Genomic DNA, 21785 nt, shown 5'->3' with positions numbered 1-21785 from the left:
TAATTACTCCTCATAATGGGTTTTATTATTCAATATAATCTTCATCAGGGGAAGAGAAATAAGAGGATAATCATTGAATGTAAGTTTCTGTAATCAAAAAAAATATAAATTTAAATAGAGGTTTTACACAGGCCCGATTGACTGAAAAGCTGGCTATGACTATACTGAAATTCTTTGATTGTATGGTAACTATCGTGGATGAACTTACTGAATTACTTAGACCTTCTTGGGGTGCAGAAAAATGGATTTTAGAGGGATGGAACAAGATTACCGTAGATGAAAAACAACTGATAAAAAACAGAATAGATGAGTTATTTTGCGATGGCCTTCCTTTTGAGCTTAAATCCGATAAACTTTTTTATATTTACACTTTTTCACTTTTAGCGCAGCTTGAAGTACTTGCTGTTCAGATCCCGCTAAAATTCGAATCAAAAATGTCAACCCCCGAATATAGAAATCGCATGCGACAGCAATTGCTGGATGAAATATTTCATGGGCTTGTATTTACTAAAATCGTTTATATGCTCTGTGCGCCCTATGCTTCACCACCGCCCTACAGCCCTCATATTGAAATCATTTGTAATTACATTCGCAATGAAAGTTGTCCGAAAATAGCAATTATGTTACTAAACCTTATTGGTGAAGGCTGGATTGAAGAAATTTTTGAAAGCTTGCATCGTGCAGATGTGGCACCTAGAGTATTTGCAACAATTCTGGAAGATGAACATCGACACGTATGTGAAGCGGATCTATATCGAGATATTGGTGTCCCTGACCGAGATCAAATAAAGCCGAAAATTGCTTACTTAGAAGAGCAATTAATTACAAATATATTTATGCAGTACAAATATATGTCATCAGTTTGTGCATTATTAGGCGTGGAAGGCGTGATTCATTTTAAAGAATCGCTTAATAAAAAACACACACAGCAGTTAAGTAAAGTCAATCTTGAACCCAGTGAGAACTGGAAAAATTTTATAGAATTTGCTGATGAAATATTGCCTCGAGTTCAAAATTATACCGAGTCTAATTTTGAAGTGGAGATGACGCCTATTCGCAAAGTGTTAATGACCCAATGGGATAATCCCAGTGATCCCACCATGACAGGTCAGTTTAATATTGATATTTCATGCCTTGATTTTTTTAACAAAAAATTTGCTTCAGAAACTTTAACTACGTTGATGTTACAAGCAGTTAGTTCATGGATGACGATATCCGATCATCATAGGAATTATTTAAGTTTTAGAAAAATATTCCAAACCAAAGAATCTTATGTGGGTCTTGTTGTGATGCTCCCAGGTTGTGGGGACCATATAGGAACAATTGTTTTTGAAAATTGCCATAACCTCAATTTTTATGAGTTATCTGCAAAAATTCGTACCATTGTCCACATGATGGTCTATTGTTTTAAAAAACGTGAATTCTTGGAAAAAACAAATCCACGTGTTCAGCAGCTTATGAAAGATATGGTGTATGAGTATGCTTACAACACCTATCCATACCCTCTCGCAGGAACCCCCTATATTTCTCTTAGTAACATCGGCGTTTTTGGCTATACCCAATCTATGGCACCCCTTCGAAAGACTGAGGCAATGAGATTTACTATAATGGAAGTTGACCGGAAACCTGTTTGGAACAATGAAGCTCAATCATTTTTACCCAAAGATATGTTGCCTGTATCTATTAGTGCAGATCATCGTATATTTGATGGGAATTCGACAGTGCCGAGAATGGTAGAGGAAAGCTTTAAAGCGATGTTTGCCAAAATGAATCAGGAAAAACCCAGATCGAAACAGACCATTCCTCAGCACGAGCAATTAGAATTACTTATAGAACAATTAATAGCAACCAATGTTGAGATGGGATATAAAACATTAATGTTATTGCAAACATGCTGGTTTGATTTCATTTCACTGGAAGATTGTTATGCTGCATCTGCTTATCATGATGTTTCAAAAAAACATGATTCTATTCAGGAGCCTACACCTATCTAATGTAATCAAGCAGAAAGTTGTATATCCATGCAGCAATATAACTGCTCACAAAAGTATTCATTAATACTAGGCCCGCCCCAAGTCCTGCATTAGCCATGGAAGGATTATATGAAAGATATAAGCTACCAATCATGGCTACAATAGGTTTGCCTGCATATAAAACAAATGCTGCCACTCCCATAAAGAAGGAAGCTAAGCCGGATAAAATACTAATAGAGATAGCTAAGGCCAGTGGGTTTATTTTAGTGAATTCCATAACTTATATCCTATATATCATAATGTTTGATAATATTATTAATCATTATGATACAGATGGGAAGCTCATTTTAGTCAGATAAATTAAAGTAAAATCATTATTAATGAATGGAATTTTGAACAAAACAACTAAATAGTGATTCCAAAATATAAGGTTTCCCCTATATACGCCACGCAGAAGTGCTATTTACTTGAATAGATTACTAAAAAATGTTAGTTTTTTAATAATTATTTCCTGTCTTCAACCTCACAAGGCATGGAGCCCTGATTGAAAAAAACGGTTTTATTTTCATCACTATTTTCATTAACTTTACCCTTAAGTGCGTATGCACTTGGCTTAGGTGAAATGAAAGTAGAATCAGCCTTGGATCAACCATTTCTTGCGGAAATTGAATTAATTGATATAAATAGCGTTTCCATATCAAGTATTCGTGTGGGATTGGCTAATCCAGATAACTATCAGAGTTTGGGTATTGAGCAATCCTCTGCCGCCCATTCTTTATCCTTTAATATTAAAAAAAATAAAACTGGAAAATACGTTGTGGAAGTTCATTCCACTGAACGAATGACAGAACCTTATATGCAATTGGTTGTTGATTTAATCTGGTCTAAAGGGCAAATCTATAAAGTATATACTGTATTACTTGATCCCCCTGGTTATCAACTGGCGACTACTACGGCACAAAGCGGAATAACCTATCAACGAAAGTTTAAGAAGTTGCATCAAAAATCAAATTCCTTAACGCTGAATGACGATGAAGGTTCAATCAATAAAAAGAAAAAAGCTGCCTATGGCCCTACTGTATCCAATGAAAATGTTTGGCAAATAGCGCAAAGATATAAAACGCCAAAAGCAATTTTGCCCCAAATTGTACTTGCAATTGTGGGAGCAAACCCTAATGCTTTTATCGATGGTAATTTAAATGGATTAAAACCTGGTGTAGATCTTAAGATTCCTTCGGATAAACAGTTTTCAGAAGTTCCTTCTGATCTGGCTACAGTTGAAGTAATGGCACATGATAAAGCATGGAATGAAAAATCCTCGATTAATCATGTATTGGCACCTCCATATACAACAGGACAAGCTTCCAATTCAGGTCCAGTAGAGTATTCGCAAATACCTCCTGTACCTAAATTCCCTAATAACACCACGAATACAACCAATCAAAATAATAACAATCCTGCTAATGCGAACCAAAAGCTGCCAGGATATATTATGCCGATTACTACGCCTGCTTTAGAAAATCAGAAAAAAATATCCCCTGAACAAAGTAGGACTTTAAAGGCAGAAATATCCATCACCACTGCAGCAATAGATTCTTTGCGAGAATCAAATGGGTTGCTAAAGGATCAATTGAGTTTATTGCAATCACAAAACAAAAAATTACAAACCCAATTGGACGCCCGTGATAAAGAACTGAGATTATTACATAATCAAATTCAACTTTTGATGAAAGAGAAAAAGGGTATTGCTGGACAAAGCAGCAGCTCTATGAACACTTCAAATAATACAAATGAATTTTGGTTTTTATGGATGTTACTGCTTCTTGCTGCCGGTGGGGGCGTAGCCTTATATTACTATCTGAAAAAACGTGATAAAAGAAGAAGAGAGTCAGCTGTGGATACTTCTCCAGCAACTGTTTATCCTTCTTCTATGCATCCTGTTTTTGGTTTAAAAGAAGAACCAATTTCCCCCGCGGGATTACAAGAAGAAAGAGCAGAAAAGCCTGAATCTACTTCGTCACCTACCTCAAAAGATGTGAAAAATTTAAATCAAGAACCCAAGATAATTCATGAGGCAGGTTTCCCAGTTGAACCAGAGTTAAAACCAGAAACGGAATTTACACCTGAAACGAAGTTAAAACCTGAACCGGAATTAAAACCTGAAGCGCAGTTAAAACTTGAACCAGAGTTAAAGCCTAAATCCGAGTTTCAAACTGAAACAGAATTAAATCCGCTATCTAGGTTAAAATCAGAACAGGAAATTAAACCAGAAACAATCTTCATACAGGAGCCTGGTATCCAGAATGGACCCCAGTTAAAAAGATCATCTAAGTCAGATCAAACTAAATCTACGCCTAAGGGTATCGTCTCTCAACCTGAATTAAAGTCTCTACCTGAAACCACTTCTAAAAGAGAATTAGAGGTAACTCCTGAGCCGACTTCTAAAAATGAGTTAGAGCTTGAGCCGCAGTCTCTCCATTTACATGAACCAGAGCTAGGGCTTGAAACTGTCTCGGAATCTGAACCGAAATTTGAACCGAAGACAACTCCCGAGCAAGATCTGAAATTTGAGCCTGAAATCAATCCAAAACACGACAGGGATTTTGAATCTGAAGAAAATTCAGAACATGAACTAAAATCTGAACCTGAAGTAAACGCCAAACCTGAACTAGAGTTTGAAACTCAGGAGAAGGAATCAAGATTAATTCAAGACTCTACGATAGAAGAACAAGTTGAGGAGCAAAATGCTTCTTCTGCGGTAGAAGAAATAAATAGGATATCTGGAGATGAAACGAAGAAAAATCCAGTACAGCCTATGAGGAATCAGCCCTTAGTCTCCGATGAAGAGCAATTATTAGGAACTCTCGCTATAAAACAAAATGACAAACCTTCCGAAGTTAAAAAAGCAGATACAACACAAGAAGAAAATGTCTTGGAGTTTGAGTCGGGTCTTCATCATTTACTTACAGAAAAACCAAGTTCGAAAGAAAATCAATCCCAAGAGCAACCAATTGAAGAGGAGCATACTCTGGAGTTTACATCTGACCTCGGACCAGCTCTAAAAGGTGAAAATAATAACCTTTCCAATTTAAAGAATACGAAAGCATTAGATACTTTAATAGCATTGGCTAAAACTTATATGGGAATGGAAGACACGGAGTCTGCATTACATTCTTTAAATGAAGTATTAGAACACGGCACTGAATCACAAAAGGAAGAAGCGCAACGATTAATTAATGAAATTAAAGGGAAATCCTGAATAACATTATTTAATTGAAAAACAAACTGCATTCATTCTCTTATTTTCCGATTCATTGAAATAATTTTTATAATTCTAAGTTTTTAAAAGGATTTGATTTGATTGATAACAGAATACTCAGATCATTTTCTTATAATCTTAGGGAAGCAGACTCCTACTATTGGGACTTTCTAAAATAGTAAAGAAATCAAAAGAAATTAGTATAATAATTAATAAACTATAAAATCCTCTTATTAAAGTATGGACAAAACATATGCTGTATTATAAATTGGCTCTTTTATCTGGAATAATCAATGCGTATCGCCTTGGTGCTTGAGTACGATGGTAGCCAGTATCATGGCTGGCAAGCACAAACAGGCTTGCATACAGTGCAACAAGCCGTAGAACATGCTTTATCAAAAGTAGCAGATGGTCCTATTTCTGTTGTTTGTGCAGGCAGAACAGATACTGGAGTACATGCTACAAATCAAGTAATTCATTTTGACTGTAATAAATCACGGAGTATTCGTGCATGGATTCATGGTGCGAATTCTTTTCTGCCTAAAGATATTTGTGTTAAATGGGGAAAGGAGCTGTCCGAAGAGTTTCACGCAAGGTATTCAGCTACGGCAAGAAGATATCGATATGTCATTTATAACAGTGCAGTCAGACCTGCTTTATTAAGAAGCAATGTCACTTGGCAATACAGACAATTAGATCATCGTCTGATGCATCAAGCAGCACAACTCCTGTTAGGAGAAAATGATTTTACTTCTTTTCGTTCTGTTGAATGTCAATCCAATACGCCGATGCGTAACATCCATCAGTTGCACGTCAATCGAATGGGTGACTTGGTCATTATTGATATCACTGCGAATGCTTTTTTGCATCATATGGTCCGAAATATAGCAGGTGTATTAATTGCTGTGGGATCAGGAAAACACCCGGTTTCCTGGGTGAGCGAGGTACTGAAAGCAAAAGACAGGAGACTAGGCGCTGAGACAGCACCTTCTTATGGGCTGTATTTAGTACAAGTCACTTATCCTCAGGAATTCTCTATATTAGAGTCAGGCCCAGGGCCTTATTTTTTATTGGAGAAATAATGCAAACACGCGTGCGAGTCAAAATGTGTGGTATGACCCGTATAGAAGATATAGAAGCAGCTGTAACATTGGGCGTGGATGCTATCGGGTTAATTTTTTATTCAAAAAGTGCGCGGCATGTCACATTAGAGCAGGCGAAAAATCTAATTAAAGATTTACCTGCGTTTGTAGATTCAGTAGCAGTTTTGGTCAATCCAGAAAAAGATTTGGTTTACAAAATCCTGGAGGAATTACCAATTCAATTCTTGCAGTTCCATGGTGATGAATCACCGGACTTTTGTCAACAGTTTGGTAAACCTTATATTAAAGCAATACAATGTAATTCCACAAGGCATATCCTCGACGCAGGGCGAAATTTTGCGACAGCTCAGGCTTTATTATTGGATACACCTTCTAAAGAAGTGAGAGGTGGAACCGGATGTACTTTTGATTGGAATATTATTCCGAAATTATCTGAAAAACCATACATTTTGGCAGGAGGTATTGATGAATATAATGTACTTGATGCCATTAAATCATGTAATCCCTATGCAGTCGATCTATGTAGTGGTATCGAGAAATTACCAGGGGTTAAGGATCATGGTAAAATGAATCGTTTCATGCAACAGTTGTTAAATAGATAAGAGCAATCCTGGGTGAAGCGCAGTGTAGCCCGGGAAAAATGAATAATTGATCCCGGGTTTTTACTGCGTTTCACCCAGGTTACATTTTTAGAAGCAATAAAGGTAAAATTCATGAACAAAAAAGAGCTTCCTGATGCTCGTGGGCATTTTGGTCCGTATGGCGGGGTTTTTGTAGCTGATACTTTAATGCACGCATTAAAGCAATTAGAAGAAGCTTATACAAAGTATCGAAAAGATCCTGATTTCCTAGCGGAATTGAATGATGAATTAAAAAATTATGTAGGTCGTCCCAACCCACTTTATCACGCGCAACGTTTAAGCAAAGAAATAGGGGGCGCACAAATCTACTTGAAACGCGAGGATTTGAATCATACAGGGGCACATAAAATCAATAATACGATAGGCCAAGCCTTGCTTGCCAAGCGAATGGGTAAAACCCGGGTTATTGCGGAAACAGGAGCAGGGCAACATGGAGTTGCTTCCGCAACGGTCGCTGCAAAACTAGGATTAGAGTGTGTTGTTTATATGGGTGCTGAAGATATAAAACGGCAATCATCCAACGTGTATCGAATGAAAATACTTGGTGCAGAAGTAGTTCCAGTGACAGCGGGATCGCAAACATTAAAAGATGCTTTAAACGAAGCCATGCGTGACTGGGTCAGCCATGTAGATGATACCTTTTATATTATAGGGACAGTAGCAGGACCTCATCCTTATCCTCAAATGGTTCGAGACTTTCAATCAGTAATAGGAATTGAAGCAAGAGCACAATTTTTGGAAAAAAAGGGACATTTGCCAGACGCATTGGTTGCTTGTGTGGGAGGGGGCTCAAATGCCATCGGCTTATTTTATCCATTTTTAAATGATTCATCCGTGGCTATCTATGGTGTTGAAGCGGGAGGAAAAGGAATAGAAACTGGCGAACATTCCGCATCCTTAATTGCTGGAAGACCTGGTGTATTGCATGGAAATCGAACTTATTTACTCTGTGATGAATATGGGCAAATTAAAGACACTCATTCCGTATCAGCAGGTCTTGATTATCCTGGAGTAGGTCCTGAGCATGCTTATCTTAGAGATACAGGGCGTGTTATTTATGAAGCAATAAATGACGACGAAGCACTGAACGCATTTCGCAAGTTGACTCGAGTAGAAGGGATTATACCTGCTCTTGAATCAAGTCACGCTGTAGCTTATGCAATGAAGCTCGCAAAAAAAATGTCCATAAAACAAAGTATCATTGTGAATTTATCAGGTCGGGGTGATAAAGACATGCATACTGTGGCACAAATTGATGGGATTACCGTATGAACCGAATTGATAAAACTTTAATGCGTTTAAAAGAAAACGGCAAAAAAATGCTCAGCCCCTATATTACTGCTGGCGATCCTTATCCTGAAATGACTGTGAAACTCATGCATGATCTCGTTAAGGCAGGAGCAGATGTTTTAGAATTAGGAATCCCCTTTTCTGATCCCATGGCAGAGGGTCCTGTGATCCAAAGAGCTATGGAACGTGCGCTTGCTCAAGATGTGAATTGCCATACAGTTTTAGCCATGGTGAAAGAATTTCGTTTGCAGGATCAGAATACACCGGTTGTTATCATGGGCTATTTAAATCCTATTGAACATTTTGGCTATGAACTTTTTGCGCAAAAAGCTTTAGAATCGGGTGTGGATGGTACTATTCTGGTCGATTTACCGCCTGAAGAAAGTGAGGAAGTAACTAAAATATGGCAAAAGCACGGTTTATACAGTATCTTCCTTTGTTCACCAACGACTTCCGATGAGCGAATGAAATTAATAAATCAATTTGCCAAGGGGTATTTGTATTATGTCTCTTTAAAGGGTGTTACAGGTTCGGATGCGCTCGATATTTCATCTGTGAAATCTCAATACCAACACCTTAAATCCCAAACCAAACTTCCTTTGATGGTTGGTTTTGGCATCAAAACACCAGAAATGGCAGCGGAAATCGCCGGTTTTGCAGATGGTGTCATCGTAGGGGCGGCTTTAATTACACGTATTCTTGATGCCTATAATATAGATGGAGACATGCTGCAGGCAGGAGCTGATTTAATACAGTCCATGCGACATGCTATGGATGAACATTTAAAATAAAAAGAGATTTGATTCATCTTTTTAAGTTCCGCAGAAGCTGAATAAGATGAGTGATTAATAATTTATGGTTTAGAATAGCCAATTATAAAGTAATGAACATTGATGGAAAAAATCGAATGATAGAATTAACTGAAAAGCGGGCCCATTTTATAAGACAATTAATTACTGATGAATTGGCGAGTGGTAAACATAAATCCATAGTAACTCGTTTTCCTCCAGAGCCTAATGGTTATTTACATGTAGGCCATGCTAAATCTATTTGCTTGAATTTTGGTCTGGCCCAAGAGTTTGGCGGCATTTGTTATTTACGTTTTGATGATACGAATCCAATTAAAGAAGAAGAGGAGTACGTCAATGCCATCATTGAGGATGTACGCTGGTTAGGCTTTGATTGGTATGCAATGACGCATTCTTCTGACTACTATCAGGAGCTCTATGAATTTGCCCTATTGCTCATTAAAAAAGATATGGCTTACGTTGATAGTTTGAGTATGGAAGAAATACGAGCATATCGCGGCACATTACAAGAACCTGGACGTGAAAGCCCTTATAGAAATAGACCTATTGCAGAAAGTTTGGACTTATTTACTCGAATGAAGGCGGGAGAGTTTGCAGATGGTACCCATGTGTTGCGTGCTAAAATAGACATGCAATCAGGAAACGTCAATATGCGTGATCCGGTTATCTATCGTATTCGTCATGCGCATCACCAACGAACCGGCGACGAATGGTGTATTTATCCCATGTATGACTATGCGCATCCTATTTCAGATGCTTTAGAAAAAATCACCCATTCATTATGTACCTTAGAATTCCAGGATCATCGTCCTTTGTATGATTGGTTTGTTGATAATTTACCTTTGCCTGCAAAACCAATACAAACTGAATTTGCTCGTTTGAACTTATCCCATACAGTGACATCCAAGCGAAAATTACGTACTTTGGTTGAAAAAAATGTGGTATCAGGATGGAATGATCCCCGCATGCCTACTTTGCGGGGTATGCGTCAACGTGGATACCCACCCGCTGCAATTCGTCAATTTTGTGAGGTGATAGGGATATCACGAAGTGATTCAGTAATTGATATGTCTCTATTAGAGGAATGTGTTCGTGCTGAATTAAATAAAACGGCCAAACGTGCTTTATGCGTGATGGATCCCTTAAAAGTCGTCATCGAGAATTACCCGGAAGATAAAGTAGAAATACTAACACCCTCATATAATCAGCAGGATCCTGATTCACAAAAAAGAGATGTCCCATTTACCCGAGAGCTTTTTATAGAGCGATCTGATTTTATGGAAGAGCCAACCAAAAAATACTTTCGTTTATCTCCTGGTGCTGAAGTACGGTTACGTCATGCTTACGTGATTAAATGTCAAGAAGTAATCCACGATGAGCAAGGTAATGTTGTGGAATTACGATGTACCTATGATGAAAAAACTTTAGGGAAAAATCCTGAGGACAGAAAAGTGAAGGGAGTCATCCATTGGGTATCTTGTTCCCATGCTTATCCAATCACTATACTAGAATATGATCGTTTATTTAATGATCCAAATCCTGGCAGAGAAGAGGATTTCCTGCAATTTTTAAATCATAATTCATTGCAGTTAAAAAAAGGCTATTGCGAGCCTGCTTTAGCAAATCAGCCTCTTGGCGAGGTATTCCAGTTTGAGCGTTTAGGATATTATTGCATTAATGAAATAAATAATGGACATGTCAGTTCATTTCATCGGGTCGTTGATTTAAAAGATACTTGGGGGAAACTAGAGTCTGTTGGACAAAACGCATAAACAGGAACTTCGCATATTTGATGTATGTCGGAAAAATTGGAAAAAAACTAGCATTACAGAGACAAATCAACGTTGTAAAAACAGGGCTAAACGAAAGGGGCAGATATGTTGCACTTATATAATTCTTTAACAAGAACAAAAGAACCATTTGTTTCCATTTCACCCGGAAAAATTGGGATCTATGTTTGTGGAATAACTGTATATGATCATTGCCATATAGGCCATGCCCGTTCTATGGTGTCTTTTGATGTGATTGTTCGGTTTTTGCGTTCACAAGGTTATCATGTGAAATATGTACGTAATATTACTGATATTGACGATAAAATTATTGCACGCGCGCATGAACGTGCAATTCCAATTGATCAATTGACAGCGCAATATATTGCCGCAATGAAAGAGGATACCAAAGCATTAAATATTCTTCCCCCAGATGTCGAACCCCGTGCCACAGAACACATCGACAGTATTATCCATTTAATCGAGCGATTAATTACGAAAGGGAATGCATATATTAGTGACAATGGGGATGTATGTTACCAAGTTCAATCTTTTGCTGATTACGGTAAATTATCACATAAAGATCTTGAGGGATTAATCGCTGGCGCACGTATTGAAATAGTAAAGGAAAAACGATCTCCCCTGGATTTTGTTTTATGGAAAAAAGCAAAACCTGGGGAACCCAGCTGGCCTTCTCCATGGGGTGAGGGGCGTCCGGGTTGGCACATTGAATGTTCTGCAATGGCGATGAGTGAATTAGGTGAGCAGTTTGATATCCATGGCGGAGGGTTGGATTTACAATTTCCTCATCATGAAAATGAGATTGCCCAAAGTGAGGCAGCTACTGAAAAACCTTTTGCCAATTATTGGTTGCATGTGGGAATGCTGCAGGTGAATAATGAAAAAATGTCAAAATCCTTGGGTAATTTCTTTACCATCGCGGATGTTCTGGATAAATATCATCCGGAAGTGGTGCGTTATTTTCTACTAAGCAGTCATTATCGTAGTTCATTGAATTATTCAGAAGAAAATCTGTCTAACGCTAAAAAAGCATTAACCCGTTTATACCAAACCATAAAAGAAAGTCCTAATGACACGAATTCAGAATTAGACAATCATTGGGTGAATGAATTCAACGCAGCAATGAATGATGACTTCAATACCCCGGTCGCCTTGTCGGTTTTATTTCAACTGAGCCATGAAATAAATAAAAATCATTCGCCCAATTTGGTTACAACTTTGAAACATTTAGCCGGTATCATGGGATTCTTGCAAGAAGACCCCATATTATTTCTACAAGCGGGTTTTGCTGAAGAAGATAAAATTGAAATAGAGCACTTAATTGCGGAACGATTGAAAGCACGAGCTGATCGAAACTGGGGACGTGCCGATGAGATAAGGTCTGACTTATTGAATCGGGGAATCGAATTGGAAGATGGAATGAATGGAACTACTTGGCGGCGTGTAGAGTAATCAAAAAGAATTAGTCTAAATTTCGATCCTCTCAATTAGGTGCAACGACAAATGGAAGCATGCCGTTATTCTAGATTTTCGATGCACCTAATTTAAAGGTTTGGTTCTTTTATTGAAGAAAAATTCTTTAACAATAAAGACTTATCTTGCCTTTGCGTGCTCCTACGAGGTAAAAAAGCTGAAAGAATTAAAAAAATCAGCAAAACAAGAGAGATACAACCCATAAGATAAAAACAGTCATCTAAAGCCAAAGCGATAGATTGTCTCGTAAGATAATCATTTAATTGGGCTGTCGCATGTTTTCCATGGATATGGTATAACTTGGCCCGCTCCAAAAACTGCTGTGTTTGATGCGAAAATTCAGTCAAACGACTGCCTAATCGAAGATGAAAAAATACTTCCCGCCTATGCCATAATATCAGAAATAACGAGACTCCTAAGGCACTACCCAAAAGGCGTGAAACATGAAAAAAGCAGATACATTCGGCGACTTTGCTTTCAGGAAAAGTGAGTACAGACAGTTGAAAGAGAGGTGATAAAAATAAGGCCAAACCGATCCCGGCTAATCCGCGAGACAATGCAATTCGGCTAAAGTTTATTTCTACATTGAAATTGGTTGTATAGAAACAGGAAATGGCAAAAAAAAGTAATGCGATGGTTAATGGAAAAAAAGGGGCATATCGTCTTTTATTGATAAGGACAGGAATCCATCCACAAAATGCCATGGTGCCGATGATAAGCGCTATCCAATCGGGAGTATAATTGACATAAAGCTTTAGCCATAAAGAAAGTAAAATGACCATACCAAAATAAAGAGCAAAAAATAATCCAATGTAAATCATTGCAAATGAGAAATAGAAATTTTTAAGTAATTTCAACTCAAGGACTGGATACTGCGAAGACCAACTTCGTAAAATAAAAAATATAATACTGATTCCTCCGGAAGCGAGTAGAAAAATAACCAAGGGTGAGCGGAACCAATCTAACTCTTGACCTATTGTCAAAGCGGTTCCGATGCAAATCATACTGACACAATAATAAAAATAACCAATTTTATCGAAAAATGTTTGGTTTACGGGAGCATGATATTTTCTATAACCCCATCCTACATACAAAATTAAAAAAAGACATAAAGGGATGTTAGAGAAAAAAAGAAACCGCCAATGATAACTGTAAGCTATCCAGGCACCGTAAGAAGCCCCAATTACAGGTATTATAGAAAGGCAAATCAATATTAGAGAAACAATGTAGACTTTATCCTTATTAGAAGAGAGTAAAGGAATCAACGTATAGGTGATAAGCAGGAACATAGGTCCTGAAGCCAATCCCTCTAAAAATCTAAATAAAATAAAACTAAAAAAATCATTGGCTGTGGCACATCCCAAAGAGCACAATGCGGTAAGACCTAAGCACACTACATAGAGTTGAATTGGGCTTAACCGTAATGATGCCGGTTTTCCCAAAGGAACTCCCAAAAGGTTACCTATGCAAAAAAAGCTGACAGTGTAGGACGTCATATAAGGACTGCCACCTAAATCACTTACAATATATAAACCAGCCATTATCGGTAAGGTAAGATTAAAAATTACTGCTGCAAGCGTTAAGAGTAGGATATAAAGAATCATTATTTCGCTTTTCCATTTATAACGATATCATTCGATCGCAATGGTGTTTGCGAATACTTTTGCAGGTTAGGATCTAAGTTGGCTTGAATAATCTCAGCAATAAGTTTTCCATCTCCATTTTCTTCTTTGTTGAAAATGTCAGTAACATATTGAGGTGAATTTGAATTGGAGACAGGTACCAAAAGTCCATTTTGATCTGATAAATCTGTAGTTACCTCTAGTGAAAGGCCAATCCTCAGAGGATATTTTTTTAATTCATCTTGTAAGAGTGCAATACGAACTGGTAATCTTTGAACAATTTTTATCCAATTTCCTGAAAGATTTTCGGGAGGTAATAATGAAAAAGCATTACCTGCAGCTCCTGGCAAACCAACAATATGACCGTGAAAGACTACATCAGAACCATATAAATCTGAGGTAAACTGTACCTTTTGACCAATACGCATTTTTTTTATTTGGGTTTCTTTATAGTTTGCATTCACCCATATTTGGTCTAAAGGAATAATGGACATCAATGGTTCTTGCGGTGAAACCCACATACCGACTTGAATTGTTCTTTGTGCTACAAGCCCATCAACGGGTGCATATATTTTACAGCGATATAATTGCACCCATGCATCACGAACCTCCTGTGCTGCGGCTTGTACCCATGGATGGTCTGCAATCGAGGTGCCTTGGACTAAAGCAAGCATTTTTTGATAATGGTTTTTCGTACTTTTAAGCGAAGCTGCCGCTGCCTTTAAATCATCTTGTGCATGTTGATAATCTTCTAAAGAAATCCCTTTGACGCCGATCACATCTTGGCGGTGTTTGAGATTTTGTTGAGCTTTCAAAAGCTCTGACTTTTTTACTTCAATTTCAGCAGATAATATGAATACATCATGGAAAGCTTGGCAAACATCACGTACCGTTTTTGCAAGTTTTTTCTTGGCTTTTTCCAATGTAATTGATGCATCAGTTTCATTTAATGAAACAATAAGCTGCCCCTTTTTTACCAGGAAACTGTCATCAGTATAAATTCCAGTAACAAATCCTGGGCGTAAGGATTTGATATAAACCTGGTTTCCTTGAACATAGGCATCATTTGTATAAACCTGGTTGCTCCAGACAATAAGCCAATAGAGAAAAATGCATATCAGTAACAAGCATAAAAAAATAGTAAAATAAAAAGAAGATGATCGCTTATTCATGTATTCTTCACCAAAGGAACCATATTTTGGGAGTAACCTCCTCCCAAGGCTCTGGTTAGTTTTATAGAGGCTAAATACTGGTTATAAAGTAATGTTATATCTATTATTTGTTGTTGGATGACATTCTCTTTTAATGTATAAAGATCAAAAAAACTATCCAAACCTTTTTGTTGCCGTAAATTACTTAATCGATAACGTTGTTTTGCATAATGGACCACTTGTTGCTGTTCTTTCTTTTGTTGATAAATATCTTCAGCAAAAGCCAGGGCATTAAGTACCTCTTGAGTACTGGATAAGAGTAAGTTGTTGTATGCATCAATGGCTGCATCAAATTCAGCCTTGTTTGCGCGGATATTAGCTCTTATAGCACCTGCTGTGAAAATGGGTAATTGCAACGCTGGCCTAATTGCAGCGGTACCGCTGGATAAATCAAATAGCTTCCTCCAACTTGTGCTTTCTAACCCAATAAGACCAACTAGATTAATGTCAGGATAATATTCAGCCATTGCGGCCCCTGTTTTATAGGCTAAAGCTTTTGCCCGCCAAAGTTGCGCCATAAGATCGGGTCTGCGTGCCAAGAACTCCAGGGGAAGAATTTGAGGGATGTCTAATTTTTTGGGTAAAGGAGGAAGGGCGGAATTAATGGATAAAGGCTCATCTGGCCCACGCCCAGCTAATGTATTGATTAAATGTTTATTGGTAATCAGTTCATCGGTAATACCTGAAAGCAAACGTCGAGCTTCGAATAACTTTTCTGAGGCTTCTAAAGAAGACAATTGTGAAGACAGACCTTTTTGTACTAATTTATTTTGTAGTTTTGAATCTTTATTTAATACATGAACTAACTGGCCATATAGTTTTTTTCTCATCAGATTGGTTTTGTACGCAAAATACGCCTGGGCGATTGCTGTGCTGGTAATTAATGTGACTTCAGCAGCTTCTGCTTCCTGAGCTTTTGCTTCTCCTAAAGCTGCATAAAAAAGATTACGGTTTTTTCCCCAAAAATCGAACTCATAGGCAAAGGACAGTGAGAGATCTATAAGCCGGGCGCTCAATGGAAAGTGAGGATTGAATGCACGGTATAACCCATTTTTACTGATATATTGACGATTTTCATGTGCATTGAAAAAAACTAAGGGAGCTAATCTCGAACGAGTAACTATGGCTTGTTGTTTTGCAATTTCAATTCTTTTTTTTACTTTTTGGATTGATGGATTATTGGCCAAAGCTTCTGAAATGAGTTGATTGAGTTCTGGACTACCATAAGTCAACCACCACTGACTATTTGGCCATGTCCCTTTTGAAAAAATTTCTTTCTTTTGTAATCTTTTGTTAATTGAATGTTCCATTTGCGGAACAGGTTTTATATTTTTAGTTTGTCTCTGTTGCGATAGAGAAATAGAGCAAGATACTAACATCCACAAGTAAACACAAGTCATCACTCTAATCCAAAGCCGCATAACACTTCCCTTGTTGGCAACTCGTCCGCTTCCTACTATGTCAATTTGGGTAGGAACATAAACACTATCTTATATAGTAACTATTCATGATTGATTTTCAAAGAAAATTTCTATGGATAAGAGGAAAACAAAGTGGATCTGATTTAAAATGCATTCATTTTCCTCTTTAGGGAATGTTATAGCGGTTTAAGAAATAGAAATTAGCGGCTGCATCTCTATTTCAGGAGCTGAAAAACTGTCTTCATTCATTATAAAATCGGATATTTTCTGCAAGGCTTTAGCTCCTTGATATATAATGGCTTCCAAAGCACAGAGGCTAAAATGGATTAGAGGAAAATCAGGGAAAATTTCATTCTTATATTCGATGGAATGCGACAAACCAAATTTATAGAGATGAAAGGCTGTTTTAAACACGTTAGCTACATTATTTAACCAAATATCTAAAGATTCTACCTTCTCGATTTTCGGGATTACAACGCCAAAATCTTTATTAAAAAAAGAAAAATGTTGAATATTACTTACATTGAGTAAGTCTTTATGAGCTTCTTTAGTTTTTTGATGAAAGTATTCTTTAGAGTTCTTCGGAAAAGTCATTTTAATTCCTAAGGTTGTTCTTCCTTTTGGTTAATCCATAAAGGCCGTTTTAGGATATAAATGTTGTTGTGGATAATATAACATAAAATCTACCAAATAATAAACAATAAAGTCAAATATAAGTCTTTTTAACTTTTAAATTGGCAAAATTTTAAAATTTCACCTAAGGTGAAAAGAACATGGAAATATTTAAAGAGAAATCAGGTAAGACTGTAATATAAAGTTTTAAAAGAGCACAATACAATGAATTATAAGGAAACAACTTCAGAACTCATGGCATAACTATATGGAGGTAGATATGACTCAAGAACCCAAACCACCTTTTCCTTCACAATCTATCACTCCTCCCGGTATTGAAGAAAACATGGACCCTAAGCCTCGCTATAAAGCGCCAGAATATAAAGCAGCTGGTAAGCTTACCAATAAAGTAGCTCTAATAACAGGCGGAGATTCAGGAATAGGACGTGCTGTGGCTTATCTTTTTGCTCGAGAGGGCGCTGATATTGCCTTGACCTATTTAGAGGAAGAAAAAAAGGATGCAGAAAAAATTAAAGAGGAAATTGAAGCACTGAATAGAAAAGTACTTCTTTTACCTGGAGATGTAACGGATGACCAATTTTGCAAACATTGTGTCGATGAAACCCTTAAAACTTATACAAAATTAGATATTTTGGTGAATAATGCGGCTTTTCAAAAGCATCAACCCGATTTAGATCATGTCTCATTGGAGCAATGGGAGAAAACTTTTAAAACAAATATTTTCGGCTATTTTTATATGGCAAAACATGCAATACCATTTTTAAAACCCGGTTGTTCTATTATAAATACTGGCTCAATTACCGGTTTGGAAGGAAGCAAAGAGTTATTGGATTATTCTTCCACAAAAGGAGCCATCCATGCGTTTACTAAATCTTTGGCTAAAAATGTATTCGAAAAAGGTATTCGAGTGAATTGTATTGCGCCTGGACCTGTCTGGACGCCACTCAACCCTGCGGAAAGAAAGGACGAGGAAGTAAAAAATTTTGGGAAAGGTACTCTTATAGGAAGACCCGCGCAACCAGAAGAATTGGCACCTGCTTATGTTTTTTTAGCCTCGAATGCGGACTCAAAATATATAAGTGGCATTGTGTTACCTGTATTAGGGGGCGAAACCATTGCAGGTTAATTCTAAGAGGGAGCCTTAAATAAAATGAGCTAAATAGATCATTATATTTAAGGCCAAGTTTTGAGACAGCTCCAATTTATAATAAACTGGCAATTTCGGAATAAATGGAGCATAAATATTTTTTAAATGAAGCGGATAGTTCTTTATGGGCAAGAGCAGATTTAATGGTGGCTTTTAAATATCCTAATTTATCGCCACAATCATAACGGTTACCTTCAAATTTAAAGGCATAAGTTTCTTGTTTTTTAAGCAGATCTGCAATGGCATCGGTTAATTGAATTTCTCCTCCGTTACCGCATTTAGTATTCTCAATCGAGGCGAAAATATCAGGCGTAAAAATGTATCTTCCAACTACTCCTAAATTGGAAGGCGCATGCTCGGGGATGGGTTTTTCTACAATCCCCTTTATAAAATAAGTGGAAGAATTGATTTTTTTGGTTGGATCTACAACCCCATATTTTTGAATATCTTTGGAATCAATTTCCTCTACGGCAATAATATTAGTTTGTGTTTGGGCAAATAGTTCCACCATCTGTTGTAAACAGTTTTTTTCAAGAGTAAGGATCAGATCATCTGGTAATATAACAGCGAAGGGTTCGTTTCCAATCACTGATTTAGCCTGTAAAACCGCATCGCCTAAGCCATTAGGCTCTGCTTGACGAAGATAAATGCATTGGATATCCGGGGGAAGAATATTCTTGGTTTTTTGAAGTAAAACCTGTTTGTTCTGTTGTTCTAGTCGAGTTTCTAATTCGAAATTCATATCAAAATGATCTTCAATCGCTCGTTTGGAGCCATTTGTGATAAAAATCATTTCCTTAAAGCCCGCTGCAATCGCTTCTTCTACAGCATATTGAATAATAGGTTTATCGATAATGGGTAACATTTCCTTGGGATTTGCTTTGGTAGCAGGTAGAAATCTACTACCTAAACCAGCAACAGGAAAAACAGCTTTCTTAAGATTATTTAACATACAATTTCCTTATCATGTTAATCCCAAATTTATTGATACAGTTGGGGGTAATTTTTTCGGTGGATCTTCTCTCAAAAAAACTGAATCAAATAGTTAAGTTCCGTTATTGGTTTATATTAATTTTTAAGTAAATATCAACGTAGTATCTTCTCTGTAAATTTCATGTTTCCTTTTCCTTTTAGACAGTGATATTACTGATATATAGAAGAAAAATATCAATATTACAATTAATATAATCCTTTAAGAAATAATTGAGATTCTTAAAGTTTCTTTAATATTTCAAAACATTTTTTTGATGTAGTTAGGACCTTTTTAAATTAAAAAAAATATCACTGGATTCATACCAACTACTTTTTTAAAGACTGCACATCTTTGATGAGATTTCTACTATGATTAAAGTAAAACATGAAAACAGAAATCTTATGGATGAAAAATTACTTGAACCTTATTCAATATTTTATAGCGATGATTCTATTCCGGGGATTTCTCGTATTAGAGATAAAGAATCATTTATTTATTTTAATCCAGATGGAACAAAAATAACTGATAAAAAAATTCTAAAAAGGATTGCTTCACTAGCTATTCCACCTGCATATGAAGAAGTTTGGATTTCACCATATGACAACAGTCACATCCAAGCAACCGGACGGGATATCAGAGGAAGAAAACAATATTGTTATCATCCATTATGGAAGTTAGTCCGAGATGAGAATAAATTTAAGTCCATGATATCTTTTGGAAAAATGCTGCCTATAATTCGACAACATGTAGACAAAGAGTTAAATCATTCTTTATCGATGAGTAAAGAACAAGTCATATGCGCCATCATATATCTTCTGGATAATTACTATATCCGAATTGGAAATGCTGTTTATGAAAAATTAAACAATTCCTATGGGTTAACTACGCTTAGAAAAAAACATCTTATGATAAGTTCAACAAAGGCAGTTTTGGATTTTAAAGGAAAGAATTTACATGCTTGGCATGTGGTATTGAGAGATAGGAAGCTTATAAAAATTTTAAAAAAATGCGAAGAAATTCCCGGGTACAGATTATTTAAATATTTAGATGAAAACAACAGTCATATAGAAATTACCTCTCAAGATGTGAACACATATTTAAAAAATCTGACTGAATGTAATTTTACAGCAAAAGATTTCCGGACCTGGGCTGCCTGTAGAGAAGCACTTTTTCGTTTATCAAAAATAAATGCCTCAGATAGGAGTAAATCGGCACTGAAGGATACTATTTTAGAGGTATCCAAATTATTAGGACATACGCCTACTATTTGTAAGAAATCATATATTCATCCAGAAATTATAAGACACTGGGAAAAAAACAATCTGGAAAAATGGATAAGAAAACATTCTCGATACCTTAATGATAAGGATGAGTTATTACTCAAGTGGTTGGAAGAGCATATTATAGAGGACACCATTTAGTAATTTATAATAAATGCCTATATTATTAAAAAGGAATTCAAAAAAATTTAATGTTTTAAGAACAAAATAAGGATATAAAAATGGGCTCTCAAAAAATCATAGAAATATTTCCAAACATACAATCTGCTGAAAGAGCTTATCAATATGCTTTAGATTGTGGTTATACACCAAATGATATAACCGTCATCATGGGAGAAAACTATGATGAATCCAAATTAATAGAGCATGAAAAGATAAAGACATTGGAAGATGTAGGTAAAGGCGGCGCATCCGGGGGAAGTATAGGTGGTCTTATAGGTCTTATATTGTCATTGGGTGGAAGCGTCATTGTTCCCGGGATAGGTTTAATTATAGCTGGCCCTCTTGCCGGTCTTGTTGTCGGGACTCTCATGGGTACTTTACTTGCTCTAGGAGTATCTGAATCTCAAGCTTCAGAATATGAAGAAGCAATACAATCAGGAAAAGTCATTTTATGCATGGATGGACTTAATGATTCAGATATTCAAAAAAAGTGGTCTGAAATAAGTCAAAATAATGCAACTTAAAATAAATTCAATTTTTTGTTATGAAAATATGGTTATTTTTAAATTCCTTTGTTAAAATAAAGGGACAATTTAGATTTGTAATTCATGGATTTAATAAATCCTTTCAAGGGTAATAACTATTTCATAGTTAGATAAATTTTTGAACTCTTTGGTCTTATACTTGACATATTTATTTTTAAATATTATATTAACAAAGTGGTTAAGAAATTTTCCATGTTCCCCTTGGCAGCAGAACTCCTTCTGGTAGTTTTTGTTGTAAGCTCAAACTATTAATAATTTAATTGTAGATTTTCTAAATCTTTTTTTATATTATTCCTGAGCAAAATCTAATGAAGCGAAAGCTAAATTCGCCTTTAGGGCATGATCATTAAAAAATGAGAGACAAACTGTGTGGGCACTTTGAAGAACTTTGAGTGCTTAAGAAGTATATAAAGAGAAGTAAGAAGCTGGTTTTAAACTGGCACAGGAATTGAA

General features: G+C 36.5%; 17 protein-coding genes. 11 read left to right on the top strand and 6 right to left on the bottom strand.

What is annotated here, in order from left to right; genetic code table 11:
• Positions 1 to 155 precede the first annotated feature (155 nt).
• Positions 156 to 1994, top strand: a complete 1839-nt coding sequence (locus BU07_RS0114545; RefSeq protein ID WP_242601902.1) for a 2-oxo acid dehydrogenase subunit E2 — start codon at positions 156 to 158, stop codon at positions 1992 to 1994.
• Here the strand turns inward: BU07_RS0114545 and BU07_RS0114540 are convergent.
• On the bottom strand, positions 1987 to 2250 hold the full coding sequence (locus BU07_RS0114540; RefSeq protein WP_031567283.1) for a hypothetical protein: 264 nt from the start codon (positions 2248 to 2250) through the stop codon (positions 1987 to 1989). The two genes, BU07_RS0114545 and BU07_RS0114540, sit on opposite strands and share 8 nt — an antisense overlap.
• A 267-nt stretch (positions 2251 to 2517) precedes the next feature.
• Between BU07_RS0114540 and BU07_RS16850 the strand changes: the two genes are divergently transcribed.
• The 7 genes from BU07_RS16850 (at position 2518) to cysS (ending at position 12317) form a co-directional block, all read left to right on the top strand.
• Positions 2518 to 5232, top strand: a complete 2715-nt coding sequence (locus BU07_RS16850; RefSeq protein ID WP_035899165.1) for a FimV/HubP family polar landmark protein — start codon at positions 2518 to 2520, stop codon at positions 5230 to 5232.
• A 293-nt stretch (positions 5233 to 5525) separates the two neighbouring features.
• Complete coding sequence (gene truA / locus BU07_RS0114530) at positions 5526 to 6314, top strand: tRNA pseudouridine(38-40) synthase TruA (RefSeq protein WP_031567280.1); 789 nt, start codon at positions 5526 to 5528, stop codon at positions 6312 to 6314.
• Positions 6314 to 6937, top strand: coding sequence for a phosphoribosylanthranilate isomerase (locus tag BU07_RS0114525; RefSeq protein ID WP_031567278.1), 624 nt, complete (start codon positions 6314 to 6316; stop codon positions 6935 to 6937). Before truA ends, BU07_RS0114525 begins: the two co-directional genes overlap by 1 nt.
• Positions 6938 to 7048: 111 nt before the next feature.
• Positions 7049 to 8248 (top strand): tryptophan synthase subunit beta, encoded by a 1200-nt coding sequence (gene trpB / locus BU07_RS0114520; protein ID WP_031567276.1) that lies wholly within the window; start codon positions 7049 to 7051, stop codon positions 8246 to 8248.
• On the top strand, positions 8245 to 9057 hold the full coding sequence (trpA, locus tag BU07_RS0114515) for a tryptophan synthase subunit alpha (RefSeq protein ID WP_031567274.1): 813 nt from the start codon (positions 8245 to 8247) through the stop codon (positions 9055 to 9057). Before trpB ends, trpA begins: the two co-directional genes overlap by 4 nt.
• A 116-nt stretch (positions 9058 to 9173) precedes the next feature.
• Positions 9174 to 10847, top strand: a complete 1674-nt coding sequence (locus BU07_RS0114510) for a glutamine--tRNA ligase/YqeY domain fusion protein (protein ID WP_031567272.1) — start codon at positions 9174 to 9176, stop codon at positions 10845 to 10847.
• A 105-nt stretch (positions 10848 to 10952) separates the two neighbouring features.
• Positions 10953 to 12317 (top strand): cysteine--tRNA ligase, encoded by a 1365-nt coding sequence (gene cysS / locus BU07_RS0114500; RefSeq protein ID WP_031567270.1) that lies wholly within the window; start codon positions 10953 to 10955, stop codon positions 12315 to 12317.
• Positions 12318 to 12409: 92 nt separating this feature from the next.
• Here cysS and BU07_RS0114495 read toward each other — a convergent pair whose 3' ends face one another.
• From BU07_RS0114495 to BU07_RS0114480, 4 genes are all read right to left on the bottom strand, one after another.
• A complete protein-coding gene (locus BU07_RS0114495; RefSeq protein WP_031567268.1) occupies positions 12410 to 13942 on the bottom strand; it encodes an MFS transporter in 1533 nt (510 codons plus the stop codon).
• Entirely contained in the window at positions 13942 to 15132 is a 1191-nt protein-coding gene (locus BU07_RS0114490; RefSeq protein WP_031567266.1) for an HlyD/EmrA/EmrK family protein, read from the bottom strand. Before BU07_RS0114490 ends, BU07_RS0114495 begins: the two co-directional genes overlap by 1 nt.
• Positions 15129 to 16592, bottom strand: coding sequence for an efflux transporter outer membrane subunit (locus BU07_RS0114485; protein ID WP_031567264.1), 1464 nt, complete (start codon positions 16590 to 16592; stop codon positions 15129 to 15131). Before BU07_RS0114485 ends, BU07_RS0114490 begins: the two co-directional genes overlap by 4 nt.
• A 186-nt stretch (positions 16593 to 16778) precedes the next feature.
• Positions 16779 to 17186 carry a hypothetical protein gene (locus tag BU07_RS0114480; RefSeq protein ID WP_031567262.1) on the bottom strand — a complete coding sequence of 136 codons (408 nt, stop codon included), beginning with the start codon at positions 17184 to 17186 and terminating at the stop codon, positions 16779 to 16781.
• Between the two features lie 298 nt (positions 17187 to 17484).
• On the opposite strand from BU07_RS0114480, the gene BU07_RS0114475 reads away from it, so the two are divergent.
• Entirely contained in the window at positions 17485 to 18351 is an 867-nt protein-coding gene (locus tag BU07_RS0114475) for an SDR family oxidoreductase (RefSeq protein ID WP_031567260.1), read from the top strand.
• A 76-nt stretch (positions 18352 to 18427) separates the two neighbouring features.
• On the opposite strand, the gene galU is transcribed toward BU07_RS0114475, so the two are convergent.
• On the bottom strand, positions 18428 to 19324 hold the full coding sequence (galU, locus tag BU07_RS0114470; protein WP_031567257.1) for a UTP--glucose-1-phosphate uridylyltransferase GalU: 897 nt from the start codon (positions 19322 to 19324) through the stop codon (positions 18428 to 18430).
• A gap of 389 nt (positions 19325 to 19713) precedes the next feature.
• Here galU and BU07_RS0114465 point away from each other — a divergent pair, with 389 nt between their 5' ends.
• Both BU07_RS0114465 and BU07_RS0114460 read left to right on the top strand, forming a co-directional pair.
• Positions 19714 to 20766: a DNA topoisomerase IB gene (locus BU07_RS0114465; RefSeq protein WP_051635608.1), complete on the top strand. Its 1053-nt coding sequence runs from the start codon at positions 19714 to 19716 to the stop codon at positions 20764 to 20766.
• 80 nt (positions 20767 to 20846) lie between these two features.
• Positions 20847 to 21311 (top strand): hypothetical protein, encoded by a 465-nt coding sequence (locus tag BU07_RS0114460; protein ID WP_031567252.1) that lies wholly within the window; start codon positions 20847 to 20849, stop codon positions 21309 to 21311.
• Positions 21312 to 21785 lie beyond the last annotated feature (474 nt).

Origin of the sequence: Legionella wadsworthii DSM 21896 = ATCC 33877 (genome assembly GCF_000701265.1) — a bacterium.
Classification (GTDB): Bacteria; Pseudomonadota; Gammaproteobacteria; order Legionellales; family Legionellaceae; genus Legionella; species Legionella wadsworthii.
Note: the sequence above shows the minus strand (reverse complement) of the source record. Positions and strands in the feature narration are given on the sequence as shown.